The sequence below is a fragment of the Geodermatophilus sp. SYSU D00766 genome (assembly GCF_054049915.1).
Window position 1 is genome coordinate 21,328 of the sequence record NZ_JBJGYI010000043.1, and the last position, 15,324, is coordinate 36,651.

The window sequence follows — 15,324 nt, forward strand, 5'->3', positions numbered from 1 at the left end:
TCTACACGCGGGAGGGCCTAGCCGTCAGCGGGTGTGGCGTAGGCCATGTCCAGCGGGGCGTCGTAGGCCGGCAGGACGACCTCCCTATCGCGGACGGTGAAGGTCAGGCCGAAGTCCTCGACCGCCTGACGGAACACCGCGACCTGCGGCGAGGCGTCGAGCTGCGCGCGGACGGCGGCCGGGTCGCCCACGGCGGTGACGACGAACGGCGGTGACCAGGTGCGGCCGTGCAGCAGCAGCACGTTGCCCACGCACCGGACGGCGCTGGTGGCGACCAGCCGCTGGTCCATGATCGCGACACCGTCGGCACCGGCGGCCCACACGGCGTTGACCACGCCCTGCACGTCGGACTGGTGGATGACGACGTCGTCGGGGCGGGCGCCGGCCGGCAGGCTGCCGTCGGGCCGCCGCGGGGCGTCGTCGAGGGTGATCTCCACACCCCGCCCGCGCAGCGCCACCACGCCCGCGGACACCGCGCCGCCGTCGCCGGCGGCCTGGGCGGCGGCGACCGCGCCGTCGCGACCGGCGGCCTGGTCGGTGAGCGCCTGGGCCTGCCGCCGCAGCTCGGTCAGCTGCGCCTCCTGGTCGGCGATGACCTCGTTGCGCTCGGCGATCAGCGCCGACAGCTCGGTGACGTCGCCGGCGCGCAGGTCCGACCCCTGCGCCGTCTGGCCGGACGTGGCGAACAGCAGCCCCGCGGCCACGGCGACCACCGGCACCAGCGCGCCCCAGGCGGTCCGCCGGCGCCGGGAGGGCACCGGGGCCGCGGCCGGGGGCTCGGACGGCGTCACGGGGGCTCCTGGGGGGACGGGAGGGACGGCGCGGGCCCGGCGGGGCCGTCGGCGCGACCGGTGGGGTCGTCCCGGAGCTTAGGCTGGGGAGCGATCGTGCCGGTCGCGACGGACCGGCACCCCGAGCGAGTCAGCAGGAGTCGGTCCCGGTGCCCAAGTCCAAGGTGCGCAAGAAGTCGGTCTACACGCCGCCGGAGGGCGTGCTGCAGGCGCGGTCGGCCGCCGCCCGCGCGGTGCAGCCCAGTCCCCGCTGGTACGCGCCGCTCATGGTCACGCTCATGCTGCTGGGCCTGCTGTGGATCGTCGTCTACTACGTGGCCGGCGACCAGATCCCGTTCATGGTCTCGCTGTCGGCGTGGAACTTCGCCATCGGCTTCGGGGCCATGGTGATCGGCCTGGTCATGTCGATGCGCTGGCGCTGACGAAGGACCCCTCTGCCCCCGCCGCTCGCACGCTCGCGGCGGGACCCTGCAGAGGGGCCGTTCCAGCACGTCACCAGGCCCCCGTCCCCCTCGGGACGGGGGCCTCGCGCGTTCCGGGGGTCCTACACCAGCCCGGATCCGCGGTGTCCTCGGGGTGTGGACCGTCGTGCACAGGCCACCGGTGGATCCACAGGTCGACATGACGATCCGCCCCCAGGGTTGTCCACCGCGTGTGGAGAACGCCTGTTCGAGCGCACCGCGCTGACCAGCGCGGACACCACGCGTGGGACTCGTGGGGTGCGGAGGACGGCCGCGTAACTACAGCTCTGTGCTTTGTCCCCAGCTGTGTACCCACCTGTGGACGAGTCGACATGACTGCCGAGGGGGGACCGTCACCCACCGCGATGACGCGGCCACCGTCGAGTCGTCGACACGCGCGCCGAGCAGGGCTTATCCCCTCCCTCGCTCGTCGTCCCCAGGCCCGGGTCCCTGTGGACAGCCGACGCGGCGACGTGTGCACCGGCCTGGGAGGGTGGGGTCGTGCAGTGGTCGGCGCGGACGGCGGAGACGGTCGTGCTGGGGACCGGCGGCGTGCTGCTGGTGCTGGCCGCGCTGACCCTCGACACCGCCGGCCGCGTGCTGGTCGGCACCGCCGGGGCGCTGCTGCTGGCGCTGGCGCTGCGCGACGTCGTCCTGCGGCCCCGGCTGTCGGCCGGTCCCGGTGGCGTCGTCGTCCGGACGCTCTCCGGCCGCACCCTGCTGCCCTGGCCGGGCCTGCGGGTGCGGCTGCGGAGCACCCGCCGGCTCGGGGTGCGGTCGCGGCTGCTCGAGCTCGACACCGCCGCCGGGCCCGACGACGACGGCACGCTGGTGCTGCTCGGCCGCCGCGACCTCGGCACCGACCCGGCCGCCGTCGCGCAGGACCTGGAGGCGATGCGCCCTCGGTGAGGTACTGGAACGGCCCGTTCAGAGACCCAGGACGGCCACCGGCACGGGCATCGCGAGCACCAGGGCGACCATCACCACGGCGAGGAGGGCCAGCCCGGCGGCCTGCACGGCGACGCGGCGGCGGGCCAGGACGAGCAGCGTGGTGGCGAGCAGGCCCGCGACCAGGCCGCCGAGGTGCCCGAGCAGGGACACGTTGGGCAGGAAGCTGATGACGACGTTGATCGCCAGCAGGGTGAGCAGGCCCCGCAGGTCCTGCCGGGCGGCGACCATCAGCACGCCGAGGGCGCCCAGGAGGCCGTAGATGGCCGCCGAGGCGCCGGCCACGGGCCGGCCGGGGTCACCGAACAGCTGGATGGCCACGGCGCCGCCCAGCGCCGACAGCAGGTAGACCGACAGGTAGCGCCACCAGCCCAGCCGTGCCTCGATCTCGGGGCCGAACAGCAGCAGGCTGAGCATGTTGAGCAGCAGGTGGGTGAAGCCGATGTGCAGGAACGCGCCGGTGATCAGCCGCCAGTCCTGCCCGTAGACGTCGACGAGGACGGGGACCAGCGAGAAGTCGGCGAAGACCGGCGAGCGGTAGTTGTCCAGCGGGCTCTCACCGACCGAGACCGCCGAGACGGCGGTGACCACGAAGACGACGACGTTGACCGCGACCAGCGTGGTGGTGACGGGGCCGAAGCGCCGCCGGGCGGCGCCCCAGCGCGAGACCGGCCGCGGCCGGCGCACCCCGGCGGTGCCGGCGCGGACGTCGTCGGGGCACTGGAAGCCGACCGACGCCGGCGTCATGCACTCCGGGCAGATGGGCCGGTCACAGCGCGTGCACCGGATGCCGGTGGGCCGGTCGGGGTGCCGGTAGCAGGTGACCGGCGGGGGCACCGGCGGCGGGACGGCGCCGGTGCCCCCGTCGGGCGGGGAGCTGGTCAGCTGCGCTGCACCTCGACCGACTCGATGACGACGTCCTCGACCGGCTTGTCGTTGCGGCCGGTGCGCACGGCGGCGATGCGGTCGACGACCTCGCGGCTGGACTGGTCGGCGACCTCGCCGAAGATCGTGTGCCGGCGGTTGAGGTGCGGCGTGGGGCCGACGGTGATGAAGAACTGAGAGCCGTTGGTGCCCGGCCCGGCGTTGGCCATGGCGAGCAGGTAGGGGCGGTCGAAGCTGAGCTCGGGGTGGAACTCGTCGCCGAACTGGTAGCCGGGGCCGCCGAAGCCCTGACCGAGCGGGTCGCCACCCTGGATCATGAACCCGCTGATGACGCGGTGGAAGACGGTCCCGTCGTACAGCGGGTCGGTGGTCTTCGCGCGGGTGGCCGGGTGCGTCCACTCACGGCGGCCCTCGGCCAGGTCCGCGAAGTTCGCGACCGTCTTCGGCGCGTGGTCGGGGAACAGGTCGACGGTGATGTCGCCGTGGTTGGTGTGCAGCACCGCGCGACGGGCGGGCGAGGTCGATTCGGTCACGGCCCCACTCTCCCATCCCCCCGCCGGACGGGCCGGGGCCGCCGGTCACGGCCGCGCCTCCAGGACCAGGTTGAACGGCGTCTGGGTGGCCCGCCGCACGCGGGTGAAGCCGGCGTCGTGGAGCAGCGCGGTCAGGCGCGCCTCGCCGGCCTGGGCGCCCAGGGCGGTGCCGGGTTCCCCGGTCTTCGAGTGCGCCACGCAGATCGCCGTCGAGGCCGCGTAGTAGAGCCGGCCCACCGGGTTGAGGTTGTCCTCGAGCCGGTCCTCGGCGTAGGGCTCGACGAGCATGAACACCCCGTCGGGGGCGAGCACCTCGCGGATGTGGCGCGCCGCCCCCAGGGGGTCGGGCATGTCGTGCAGGGCGTCGAAGACGGTGACCAGGTCGTAGTCGGAGCCGGGGAAGTCGGTCGCCGAGGCCACCTCGAAGGTGGCCCGGTGGGTCAGCCCGGCGTCGCCGGCCCGCTTGCCGGCCTGCTCGATGCTGGCCGGGTGGTAGTCGAACCCGGTGACGGAGGCCGCCGGGTACGCCTGCGCCATCAGCAGGGTCGAGGCGCCGTGACCGCAGCCGACGTCGGCCACCTTCCCGCCCGCCCGCAGCCGGTCCTCCAGCCCCTCGATCGCGGGGATCCACGACGAGACGAGGTTGGCGGCGTAGCCCGGCCGGAAGAAGCGCTCGGTCCCCTCGAAGAGGGCCGCGTCGTGCCGGTGCCAGGCGAAGCCGCTGCCGCTGCGGACGGCGTCGGTGAGTGCCTGGACGTTCATCGCCAGCGCGACGGGGAGGTGGAAGGCCGCGGCGGCCTGCATGCCGTCGGGCGCCGCGAGCACGAACGCCTGCTCCTCGGTGAGCGCGAAGCGCTCGGTGGCCGGGTCGTAGGTGACGTAGCCGCCGGCCGCCTGGCCGGACAGCCACTCGCGGACGTGCCGCTCGTCGGCGCCGGCGTGCCGGGCGACCTCCTCCGGCGTCGCCGGCATGACGGCGGCGAGCGCCTGGTAGAGACCGAGCCGGTCCCCGATGACGGCGTTGACGGCGTGGAACCCGGCGCCGAGGTCGGTGACGAAGCGGCCCAGCAGGGCGTCGAGGCGTTCCTGGTCGATGGCCATGCCATCCCCCTGGTGGTGCGTGGTGCGGTGTTGCGGGGCTCGTGCGGAGGACGAGCGGGGAGGCGCGGGGCCGGCCACGGCCCCGGCGCCGGTCGGGGTGACCGCGTGGTGGCCACCCGGGGTGGCCCGTCGCTGAGCGGGCAGCCGGGACTCTCGTGCGGGGCCCCCGCGGGGTCAACAGAGACGGGCGCGCCTCGCGCGGCGGTGCGTCGGCGGGCCGCGTGTCGGGTGCCGGCCCCGCCTGACCGTGCGGGCTCCGGACGGCGACGTCGTCCGCACCGGTCGACTGGTGGACCGCCGGCGCGCGGACCCCGGCGCCGACCTGCGGCGACGGCGGACCGCCCCGGCTCGTCGCGGGCGGCCGGGAGCCGGTGACCTGCGCCGCGGCGTCGACAAGTCCTGCGGGAGGGCCGGGTCGGCGCCCCTCCGGTTGCAGTTGCGCCGGGCTGCCGCGACCGGCGCCGCTCACGCCCCGCCGGCCCCCATCCTCGGAAGGCCCCCGGCACCACCCCGGCACGCATCCCCCTGGAGCCCGTCATGAGCACGGCTGTCACCCCGCACGAGGAGCGGCGCGCCACCTGGTTCGCCGACCGACGGGTCACCACCAAGCTGATGGTCCTGCTGACGGCGCTGCTGCTGGTGGCCGGCGCCATCGCAGGACTGTCGATCCTCCGGCTCGGCACCGTGGACGCCGCGGCGGAGACCATCTACCGCGAGGGAGCGGTCCCGCTCAGGGACCTGGCCGAGGCACAGGAGGCCGTCGGCAGCATGCGGCAGCGCGTCCTGCTGCACCTGGCCGGGCCGGTCGCGGACAAGCCGCGCCGCGAGCAGGAGATCTCCCGGTTCGACGACGTCTTCGACACCGAGGTGGCGGCCCTGCGCCGGGAGGGGGTCGACGCCGGCCTGCTGGACCGCTACCTCGCGGTGGTGGCGGACTACCGCGCCTTCCGGGACGGCACGATCCTGCCGGCCAGCCGGGCCCTGGACCCCGCCGTCGACGTCACCCCGATCCTCGCCGAGTGCGACCGCTTGTTCGGCATCGTCGTGGACGCCGGGCAGGCGCTGAGCGCAGCCCAGACCGAGGCCGTCGAGCGCACCCGGACCGACGCCGAGGCGGCCTACCACAGTGGCCGCACCCAGGTCCTGGTGATCCTGGCGGTCGGCGCCGTTCTCGGCCTCGCGCTCGCCCTCTACACCGGCCGGCAGATCGTCGGCCCGCTGCGCCGGGTGCAGGACGTCGCGTCCGGCCTCGCGGTCGGCGACCTGACGCGCACCAGCGGGCTGCGCTCGAAGGACGAGCTCGGTGAGACCGGTCGGGCGCTGGACGAGGCGGTGCAGGACCTGCGTTCGGTGCTGTCGTCGGTGGCGTCCTCGGCCGACGCCGTGGCGGCCTCCAGCGAGGAGCTGAGCGCGTCCTCGGCGCAGATCTCGGCGTCGGCGGAGGAGACCTCCGCGCAGTCCGGGGTGGTGTCCGGTGCCGCCGAGGAGGTGTCGCGGTCGGTGCAGACGGTGGCTGCCGGTGCCGAGCAGATGGGCGCGAGCATCCGGGAGATCGCCACCAACGCCGCCGAGGCGTCGGCGGTGGCCGCCCGCGCCGTCACCGCCGCGGAGACCACCACCGCCACCGTCACCAAGCTCGGTGAGTCCTCCGTGGAGATCGGCAACGTGGTCAAGGTGATCACCTCCATCGCCGAGCAGACCAACCTGCTGGCGCTGAACGCCACCATCGAGGCCGCCCGGGCCGGGGAGGCCGGCAAGGGCTTCGCGGTGGTCGCCAACGAGGTCAAGGAGCTGGCCCAGGAGACGGCCAAGGCGACCGAGGACATCGCCCGGCGGGTGGAGGCGATCCAGAAGGACACCGGTGCGGCGGTGAGCGCGATCGGGGAGATCAGCACGATCGTGGCCCAGATCTCCGACCGGCAGACCACCATCGCGAGTGCGGTGGAGGAGCAGACCGCGACCACCGCGGAGATGTCCCGCTCGGTGGCCGAGGCCGCCCAGGGCTCGGGGCAGATCGCGGACAACATCGCCGGGGTCTCCGGTGCCGCCGACGCCACCACCCAGGCGCTGACCCAGACCCGGGTCGCCGTCGACGAGCTGTCCCGGATGGCCGCCGACCTGCGCACCGGCGTCGCCCGCTTCACCTACTGATGCACACCCGCCCCCAGGGCGCACGCCTCGGTCACCCGTCCCGAGGCCAGCACGTGCACGAGGTCGTCGGCGGGCACGGGCCGGCCGAGGAGGTGGCCCTGCGCGCTGTGGCACCCCAGGGCCCGGAGCACCCGCAACTGGTCCGGCGTCTCCCTCGGGTGAGGATCGGCAGGGCGGCCACGGCCCCCAGGGCCGCCACGGGCAGCGCGAGGCCCACCGAGCCCAGGAGGCCGTGCTGCGCGTACTGGGCGTACGCCACGACGAGCCCGGCGGGCCGTCACGCTCGCGGTATCGGAACGGATCCGGACGGACTCGAGACGGCTCCTCCCGACGGGGGAGGGTGGGGACTCAGCAGGGCGCCGCTCGGAGCGGGCAGGCGCAGGCCGGGACGGGTGTCCCAGGGGTGGAGACGAGGGGAATCGAACCCCTAACCCCCGCCTTGCAAAGGCGGTGCTCTGCCAATTGAGCTACGTCCCCGGCGGCCCCTGCGGGGCCGGGATCAGCGGGCGGTGGGGCGGCTGACGGCCTGGGGGCCGCTCGTGGCCTCGTGCCAGAGGTCGGCCTCGGCCCTGCCGGTGCCCGCGGAGCGGCGACGGACGGCGGCGGCGGCGACGCCGGCCGCTGCGGCGACGAGGGCCAACTGCTTGAGCACGCGGTACCTCCTGGTGACGACCGCGGCCACGGACGGGGCCGCCTTGCCGCGGTGCCGTGGGCACCGGTACACGGGTGGGCCTGGGAGGACTTGAACCTCCGGCCTCATCCTTATCAGGGATGCGCTCTAACCGCCTGAGCTACAGGCCCGTGGACCTCGACCAGCGTACAAGGGTGCTCGGGGGCCCCGGCGGGCGGGGCCCCCGACACCACTAGTCGCGCTCGGCGAGGGTGACCTCCAGGCCGCCCACGAGGTCGGCGCAGAGGTTGTAGACGAACGCCGCGACGGTGGCCAGCGCGGTCATGAGCACGATGTTGATCGCGCCGATGACGGCCGCACCGCCGAAGACGACACCCGGCGTGATGACGTCGCTGCCGCCGTCACCGCTCGAGGACGTGCCGAGCTGACCGAACAGGTCGTTGAGGGTCTCGAAGACGCCCAGGCCGGACAGGACGCCGTAGAGGATCCCGATCGCGACCATCCAGACGAAGAACAGCGCGATCGACAGCACCAGCGAGATCTTCAGCGCCGACCAGGTGTCGATGTGCCGCAGCTGCAGGCGAGCCCGGCGGGGACCGCGGTTGCCCCGGCCCTTCGCCGGCCGGCCGGCCGGCGGTGCCTGCTGCGCGGCCTGCTGGGCCGACTGCGGAACCGCCGGCTGGGGCGCCACCTGCTGGGGTGCATGCTGCGGAGGAGCGGCTTGCTGGGGCGCGCGGGCGGGCGCCGGGGCCGCGGCGGGCGGGGCCACCTGGGTGGCGCCCGTCGGCGGGGGCATCGTCGCGTCGGCGGGCCGCTGCACCTGCTGGGTCTGCTGCGCCTGCGGGCTCTGCTGCGGAGCCTGCGGGGCGGGCATCGCTCCGGTGACCGGCTTGGTCAGCGACGGGGACCCGCCGGCCGGGGTCGCCCCGGCCGGCACGGCCCCGGACGCGGGTCCGGACGCAACGGGCTGCTGACCGGTGGCGGGCACCGAGCCCGTCGCCGGGGCTCCGTCCGCTCCGGCTGCGCCTTCCGGGCGGACCCCGGTGCGCACCGCCTGCGGCCGGTCGCTCATGCCGTTCTCCCGTTCGCCTGCGGCCCTCGCCGCGTTCTCGCGCCCGGGAGGTCCGGCGGTGCCGGAGGCGCCCGGGCGCCGGTCGTGTCCGTCGAGGGGAGCCGGGGGCGGGGCGTGACCCTCGGCCACGCCCCGCCGTGCTCCCGGTCTCACCCTAGGCGGCGGGCTCGTCGTTGTCCGTCGTCCGGGCGATCGCCACGATCGTCACGTCCTCGGGCAAGTTCATGAGCTTGACACCCATGGTGGCCCGGTCCTTGTTGTGGCGCACGCCGTTGACCGGGGTCCGGATGACGCCGCCGCCGGAGGTGATCGCGTACAGCTCGTCACCGAGGCTCACCGACAGCGCGCCGACCAGCGCACCCTTGCGGGCCTTGGGGTCGGCGGTGAGCACGCCCTTGCCGCCGCGGCCCTGCGGCGGGTAGTTCTCGATGCCGGTCCGCTTGGCGAAGCCGCGCTCGGTGGCGACCAGGACGTCGACGCCCTCCTCGACCACGATCATCGACAGCAGCCGGTCGCCGGGGGCCAGCGAGATGCCGCGGACCCCCTCGGTGGCCCGGCCCATGGGCCGCAGCGTCGCGTCGTCGGCCTTGAACCGGATCGACATGGCCGCGCGGGTGACCAGCAGCAGGTCCTTCTCGGGGTCGATGAGCGCCGCACCCACCAGCTCGTCGCTCTCGCGCAGGTTGATCGCGATGACGCCGCCGCTGCGCGGGCTGTCGAAGTCCGACAGCCGGGTCTTCTTCACCTGCCCGTTGGCGGTGGCCAGCACCAGGTACGGGGCGACCGAGTAGTCCTTGATCTGCATGACCTGGGCGATCCGCTCGTCGGGCTGGAACGCCAGGATGTTCGCCACGTGCGCGCCGCGGGCGGTGCGGTTGGCCTCGGGCAGCTCGTAGGCCTTGGCCCGGTAGACCCGTCCCTTGTTGGTGAAGAACAGGATCCAGTCGTGGGTGGAGCCCACGAAGAAGTGGTCGACCAGGTCGTCCTGCTTGAGGGCCGCCCCCATCACGCCCTTGCCGCCGCGGCGCTGCGACCGGTAGAGGTCGCTCTTCGTCCGCTTGGCGTAGCCGGTGCGGGTGATGGTGACGACGACCTCCTCCTCGGCGATGAGGTCCTCGACGGAGACGTCGCCCTCGTTGGCGACGAACTGCGAGCGCCGCTCGTCGCCGTACTTGTCGACGATCTCGGCCAGCTCGTCGCGGACGATCTGCCGCTGCCGGTCGGGAGAGTCCAGGATCGCCTGCAGGTCGGCGATGCGGGCCTCGATCTCGGCCAGCTCGTCCATGATCCGCTGCCGCTCGAGGGCGGCCAGCCGGCGCAGCTGCAGGTCGAGGATCGCCGTGGCCTGGACCTCGTCGACCTCGAGCAGCTCCATGAGGCCGGTGCGGGCGGTGTCGGCCGAGGGGCTGTTGCGGATGAGCGCGATGACGGCGTCGAGCTGGTCGAGGGCCTTGGCGTAGCCGCGCAGGATGTGCGCGCGCTCCTCGGCCTTGCGCAGCCGGTACCGGGTGCGCCGCTGGATGACCTCGATCTGGTGGGAGACCCACAGCCGCACCAGCTCGTCGAGCCGCAGCGTCCGCGGGACGCCGTCGACGATCGAGAGCATGTTGCAGCCGAACGACGTCTGCAGCTGGGTGTGCTTGTAGAGGTTGTTCAGCACCACCTTGGCGACGGCGTCGCGGCGCAGGGTGATGACCAGCCGCCGGCCGACGCGGTCGCTGGACTCGTCGGCGATCTCGCTGATCCCCTGCAGCCGGCCCTCCTTGACCGCCTCGGCGATCGACTCGGCCAGGTTGTCCGGGTTGACCTGGTAGGGCAGCTCGGTGACGACGAGCTGCACCCGGCCCCGGGAGTCCTCCTCCACCGTGACGACGGCGCGCATCTTCACCGAGCCGCGGCCGGTGCGGTAGGCGTCCTCGATGCCGTCGCGGCCGACGATGAGGCCGTAGGTCGGGAAGTCCGGGCCCTTGATGCGCTCCATGCACGCGGTGAGCGCTTCCTCGGGCTCGGCGTCGGGGTGGTCGAGCACCCAGTAGACGGCCTCGGCGACTTCGCGCAGGTTGTGCGGCGGCATGTTGGTGGCCATGCCGACCGCGATCCCGGCCGAGCCGTTGATCAGCAGGTTGGGCACCCGCGACGGCAGGACCAGCGGCTCCTGGGTGCGGCCGTCGTAGTTGGCCTGGAAGTCGACGGTCTCCTCGTCGATGCCGGCCAGCATCTCCATGGCCAGCGGCGTGAGCCGGCACTCGGTGTAGCGCATGGCGGCCGGCGGGTCGTTGCCCGGCGAGCCGAAGTTGCCCTGGCCGTCGATGAGCGGGTAGCGCATCGACCACGGCTGGGCCAGCCGCACGAGGGCGTCGTAGATCGCCGAGTCGCCGTGCGGGTGGTAGTTGCCCATGACCTCCGCGACCGGGCGGGCGCACTTGACGTAGCCGCGGTCGGGGCGGAAGCCCTGGTCGTACATCGCGAACAGCACGCGTCGGTGCACCGGCTTGAGGCCGTCGCGGACCTCCGGCAGGGCGCGGCCGACGATCACGCTCATCGCGTAGTCGATGTAGCTGCGCTGCATCTCCTGCTGCAGGTCGACCGGCTCGACGCGGTCGCGGGCGGGTGTCTCGGTCACTCTTCGGTCTCTCCGGTTCGTGCTGAGGACGTGGACGTCAGGTGGCCCCCGTGCAGGGGCCCGCCGCGAGCGTGCGAGCGGTGGGGGGCACGGGGGTCCTTCGTCAGACGTCGAGGAAACGGACGTCCTTGGCGTTGCGGGTGATGAAGCTGCGGCGCGCCTCGACGTCCTCGCCCATGAGGATGCTGAACAGCTCGTCGGCGGTGGCCGCGTCGTCGAGGGTGACCTGCAGCAGCAGGCGGGTCTCGGGGTTCATGGTGGTCTCCCACAGCTCGCTGGCGTTCATCTCACCGAGCCCCTTGAACCGCTGGATCATCTCCTCGCGGACCTTGCGGCCCTCCTTCTTGCCGGCGGCCAGCAGCGCGTCGCGCTCACGGTCGGAGTAGGCGTACTGGTCGCCCCACTTGCCGCCCCACTTGATCTTGTACAGCGGCGGCTGCGCCAGGTAGACGTGGCCGGCCTCGACCAGCGGCCGCATGAAGCGGAACAGCAGGGTGAGCAGCAGCGTGCGGATGTGCTGGCCGTCGACGTCGGCGTCGGCCATGAGGACGATCTTGTGGTACCGCAGCTTCGACAGGTCGAACTCGTCGTGGATGCCCGTGCCGAAGGCGGTGATCATCGACTGGACCTCGGTGTTCTTGAGGACCCGGTCGATGCGCGCCTTCTCGACGTTGATGATCTTGCCGCGGATGGGCAGGATCGCCTGGAACATCGAGTCGCGGCCGGACTTGGCCGAGCCGCCGGCGGAGTCGCCCTCGACGATGTAGACCTCGGAGTTGCGGGGGTCGGTCGAGCGGCAGTCGGCCAGCTTGCCCGGCAGCGAGTTGTTGCTGAGCAGGTTCTTGCGGGCGAGCTTGCGGGCGTCCTGGGCGGCACGGCGCGCCCGGGCGGCCGAGGCGGCCTTGGTGATGATCGTCTTGGCCTCGGCCGGGTTGGCCTCGAACCAGTGCGAGATCTGCTCGTTGCAGATGCGCTGCACGAAGCCCTTGACCTCGGTGTTGCCGAGCTTGGTCTTCGTCTGGCCCTCGAACTGCGGGTCGCCGATCTTGACCGAGACGATCGCGGCCAGGCCCTCGCGGATGTCCTCGCCGGTGAGCTTGTCCTCCGGCTTGTCCTTGAGGATCTTCTTCTCGACGGCGTACCGGTTGACGATCGAGGTGAGCGCGGTGCGGAAGCCCTCCTCGTGGGTGCCGCCCTCGTGCGTGTTGATCGTGTTGGCGAAGGAGTAGACCGACTCCGAGTAGGCGTCGGACCACTGCATCGCGACCTCGACGCTCATCCGCATGTCGTTCTTGCCGACGCCCTCGGCGCCGAAGCCGACGATCGAGCGGTGGATCGGGGTCTTCTTCGCGTTGATGTGGCGGACGTAGTCCTCGAGGCCGCCGTCGTAGCGGTAGGTGATCTCGGTGGGCTCGAAGGCGGCGTCCTCGGTGCCCGGGGCCGTGGCCTCGACGGACACCGACTTCTCGTCACCCAGACCGGTCTCGGCCTTGCCGTGCCCGGGGCGCTCGTCGCGCAGGACGATGGTCAGGCCCTTGTTGAGGAAGGCCATCTCCTGCAGCCGGCGGCTGATGGTGTCGAACGAGTAGCTGGTCGTCTCGAAGATGTCGCCGTCGGCCCAGAAGGTGATCTGGGTGCCCTGCTTGGTGGTCGGGCCGACCTCCTCCAGCGGGCCGGGCTTGGCCAGGGCGTAGGACTGGTGCCACTCCCTGCCGTCGCGCCAGATGCGCACGTCGAGGGCGGTGGACAGCGCGTTGACGACGGTGACGCCGACGCCGTGCAGACCGCCGGAGACGGCGTAGCTCTTGCCGTCGAACTTGCCGCCGGCGTGCAGCACGGTCATGACGACCTCGACGGTCGGCCGCTTCTCGCGCGGGTGCAGGTCGACCGGGATGCCACGGCCGTTGTCCTCGACCCGGACGCCGCCGTCGGCGAGCAGGGTGACGCGGACGGTGTCGCAGAAGCCGGCGAGCGCCTCGTCGACGGAGTTGTCGACGACCTCCCACACCATGTGGTGCAGGCCGCGCTCACCGGTGGAGCCGATGTACATGCCGGGCCGCTTGCGGACCGCCTCGAGCCCCTCGAGGACGGTGATGGAGCTGCCGGAGTAGCTGTTCTCAGTCTGGGTCCGAGCGACCACGTGGGGCCCTTCTGTCGCGCAGCCGGCGCGCGGGTACCTCCGCACGGGAGGGCTCCGAGGGCGCACAGCGCCACTCAGCCGGATGCTGGGGATTCCTGCCGTCCATGTTACCGGGTCCACCGACAGGAACGGCGCCACGCACGCCCTGACGTCCCGTCTGCGCCACTCGCGGCACCGCTCGCACCACCGGTGTTGCCCCCGGGGCCGACACGCCCGCCCAGGGGCGCTGGACGGCCGGAACCGATCCGGCCGTCGGGCACGGGCCGACGGCGACTCGCAGACTCGTCGACGTGCAGCCCGCCCAGCGTGACCTGACCTGTCTGGTCACGGGCGCCACCGGCTACGTCGGCGGCCGCCTCGTGCCCGAGCTCCTCGCCGCCGGCCACCGCGTGCGGGTGCTGACCCGCTCGCCGGGCAAGCTGCGGGACCGGCCCTGGATCCGCGACGTCGAGGTCGTCGAGGGCGACGCCACCGACGACGACGCGGTGGCCCGCGCGTGCACCGGCGCCGACGTCGTCTACTACCTCGTCCACTCCCTCGCCGTCGGCCGCGCGTTCGAGGAGCGCGACCGGCAGACGGCCGAGGTGATGGCCCGGGCCGTCCGCGGCGCCGGCGTCGGCCGGCTGGTGTACCTCGGCGGCCTCGAGCCCTCGGACGAGGAGCTCTCCCCGCACCTGCGCTCGCGCGCCGAGGTGGCCCGCGTGCTGCTCGGCTCCGGGGTGCCCACGGTGGTGCTGCGCGCGGCGATCGTGCTGGGCTCGGGCTCGGCGTCGTTCGAGATGCTGCGCTACCTCACCGAGCGGCTGCCGGTCATGGTCACCCCGCGGTGGGTGCACAGCCGCATCCAGCCCATCGCCATCCGCGACGTGCTGCGCTACCTCGTCGGCTGCGCCACGCTGCCGCCGGACGTGCACCGCTGCTTCGACATCGGCGGCCCCGACGTCATGGACTACGCGCAGATGATGCAGCGCTACGCCGAGGTGACCGGGCTGGCGCGGCGGCGGATCCTGCCGGTGCCGGTCTTCACGCCGTCGCTGTCGAGCCACTGGGTCGGCGTCATCACGCCGGTGCCGGCGTCGATCGCCCGGCCGCTGGTGGAGTCGCTGCGCAACACCGTCGTCGCCTCCGAGCACGACATCGCGCGGTACGTGCCCGACCCGCCGGAGGGGCTGCTGGGCTTCGACGACGCGGTGCGGCTGGCCGTGCAGCGCGTCCGGGACCACGACGTCGTCACCCGGTGGACCGGCGCCTCGGTGCCCGGGGCGCCGTCGGACCCGCTGCCCAGCGACCCCGACTGGGCCGGCGGCAGCCTCTACCTCGACGAGCGGACCCGGGAGACCGACGCCTCGCCCACGGCGCTGTGGCGGGTGGTCGAGGGCATCGGCGGCGAGACCGGCTGGTACAGCTTCCCGCTGGCCTGGGAGGTGCGCGGCTGGCTGGACCGGGCCGTGGGCGGGGTGGGCCTGCGCCGCGGGCGCCGCGACCCCAGCGACCTCTACGTCGGCGACGCCCTGGACTGGTGGCGCGTGGAGGAGCTCGAGGAGGGCCGGCTGCTGCGGCTGCGCGCCGAGATGCGGCTGCCGGGCCTGGCCTGGCTGGAGTTCCACGTGGAACGTGCCGACGAGGGTCGCACCCGGCTGCGTCAGAAGGCGACCTTCCACCCGCACGGCCTGCTCGGCCACCTCTACTGGTGGAGCATCTCGCCGTTCCACGGGATCGTGTTCGGCAGCATGGTCCGCAACCTGTGCAAGGCCGCGGAGGCCCTCGACGAGCCCGGGGCGACGACGACCCAGGCCGCCTGACCGCGTCCTGACGGCCCGCTCCGGCGCGGCCGGCGACCCGGGGCGGCCGGCCCGACCCCGTCCTCCCTCACCGCCGGGGGGGGGGGGGGGGGGGGGGGGGGGGGGGGGGGGGGGGGGGGGGGGGGCGGGGGGGGGGGGGGCGGGGGGGTGAGGGCGGACCGCCACCGCATCACCCAGCCCGCCGCG

General features: G+C 73.6%; 12 protein-coding genes and 2 tRNA genes. 4 read left to right on the forward strand and 10 right to left on the reverse strand.

Going from position 1 to position 15,324, the window contains the following annotated elements; all coding sequences use genetic code 11:
* Positions 1-17 precede the first annotated feature (17 nt).
* Positions 18-791: a DUF881 domain-containing protein gene (locus ACI8AD_RS21760; RefSeq protein ID WP_456872618.1), complete on the reverse strand. Its 774-nt coding sequence runs from the start codon at positions 789-791 to the stop codon at positions 18-20.
* A 149-nt stretch (positions 792-940) separates the two neighbouring features.
* Between ACI8AD_RS21760 and crgA the strand changes: the two genes are divergently transcribed.
* Together crgA and ACI8AD_RS21770 are read left to right on the forward strand one after the other, a co-directional pair.
* On the forward strand, positions 941-1,213 hold the full coding sequence (gene crgA / locus ACI8AD_RS21765) for a cell division protein CrgA (protein ID WP_089405442.1): 273 nt from the start codon (positions 941-943) through the stop codon (positions 1,211-1,213).
* A 540-nt stretch (positions 1,214-1,753) separates the two neighbouring features.
* Positions 1,754-2,161, forward strand: coding sequence for a PH domain-containing protein (locus ACI8AD_RS21770; RefSeq protein WP_456872619.1), 408 nt, complete (start codon positions 1,754-1,756; stop codon positions 2,159-2,161).
* An 18-nt stretch (positions 2,162-2,179) separates the two neighbouring features.
* Here the strand turns inward: ACI8AD_RS21770 and ACI8AD_RS21775 are convergent, their stop codons facing one another.
* The 3 genes from ACI8AD_RS21775 to ACI8AD_RS21785 all read right to left on the reverse strand — a co-directional run bounded on the left by ACI8AD_RS21775 (position 2,180) and on the right by ACI8AD_RS21785 (position 4,719).
* A complete protein-coding gene (locus ACI8AD_RS21775) occupies positions 2,180-2,947 on the reverse strand; it encodes a rhomboid family intramembrane serine protease (protein WP_456872620.1) in 768 nt (255 codons plus the stop codon).
* Between the two features lie 134 nt (positions 2,948-3,081).
* The gene (locus ACI8AD_RS21780) at positions 3,082-3,618 is read right to left on the reverse strand and encodes a peptidylprolyl isomerase (protein ID WP_456872621.1); all 537 of its coding nucleotides are present in this window, start codon (positions 3,616-3,618) and stop codon (positions 3,082-3,084) included.
* A gap of 45 nt (positions 3,619-3,663) precedes the next feature.
* Positions 3,664-4,719 (reverse strand): class I SAM-dependent methyltransferase, encoded by a 1,056-nt coding sequence (locus tag ACI8AD_RS21785; RefSeq protein ID WP_456872622.1) that lies wholly within the window; start codon positions 4,717-4,719, stop codon positions 3,664-3,666.
* 537 nt (positions 4,720-5,256) lie between these two features.
* Between ACI8AD_RS21785 and ACI8AD_RS21790 the strand changes: the two genes are divergently transcribed.
* Positions 5,257-6,870 carry a methyl-accepting chemotaxis protein gene (locus ACI8AD_RS21790; protein WP_456872623.1) on the forward strand — a complete coding sequence of 538 codons (1,614 nt, stop codon included), beginning with the start codon at positions 5,257-5,259 and terminating at the stop codon, positions 6,868-6,870.
* Positions 6,871-7,274: 404 nt separating this feature from the next.
* On the opposite strand, the gene ACI8AD_RS21795 is transcribed toward ACI8AD_RS21790, so the two are convergent.
* The 6 genes from ACI8AD_RS21795 to gyrB all read right to left on the reverse strand — a co-directional run bounded on the left by ACI8AD_RS21795 (position 7,275) and on the right by gyrB (position 13,336).
* Positions 7,275-7,347: transfer RNA gene (locus ACI8AD_RS21795), tRNA-Ala, on the reverse strand.
* 22 nt (positions 7,348-7,369) lie between these two features.
* Positions 7,370-7,522 carry a DLW-39 family protein gene (locus ACI8AD_RS21800; RefSeq protein ID WP_456872624.1) on the reverse strand — a complete coding sequence of 51 codons (153 nt, stop codon included), beginning with the start codon at positions 7,520-7,522 and terminating at the stop codon, positions 7,370-7,372.
* Positions 7,523-7,597: 75 nt separating this feature from the next.
* Positions 7,598-7,671 (reverse strand) — tRNA-Ile (locus ACI8AD_RS21805).
* A 62-nt stretch (positions 7,672-7,733) separates the two neighbouring features.
* The gene (locus tag ACI8AD_RS21810) at positions 7,734-8,375 is read right to left on the reverse strand and encodes a DUF3566 domain-containing protein (protein WP_456872625.1); all 642 of its coding nucleotides are present in this window, start codon (positions 8,373-8,375) and stop codon (positions 7,734-7,736) included.
* Between the two features lie 352 nt (positions 8,376-8,727).
* Positions 8,728-11,196 (reverse strand): DNA gyrase subunit A, encoded by a 2,469-nt coding sequence (gyrA, locus tag ACI8AD_RS21815; RefSeq protein ID WP_456872626.1) that lies wholly within the window; start codon positions 11,194-11,196, stop codon positions 8,728-8,730.
* 103 nt (positions 11,197-11,299) lie between these two features.
* Complete coding sequence (gyrB, locus tag ACI8AD_RS21820; protein ID WP_456872627.1) at positions 11,300-13,336, reverse strand: DNA topoisomerase (ATP-hydrolyzing) subunit B; 2,037 nt, start codon at positions 13,334-13,336, stop codon at positions 11,300-11,302.
* Positions 13,337-13,626: 290 nt separating this feature from the next.
* Between gyrB and ACI8AD_RS21825 the strand changes: the two genes are divergently transcribed.
* On the forward strand, positions 13,627-15,138 hold the full coding sequence (locus ACI8AD_RS21825; protein ID WP_456872628.1) for an SDR family oxidoreductase: 1,512 nt from the start codon (positions 13,627-13,629) through the stop codon (positions 15,136-15,138).
* Positions 15,139-15,324 lie beyond the last annotated feature (186 nt).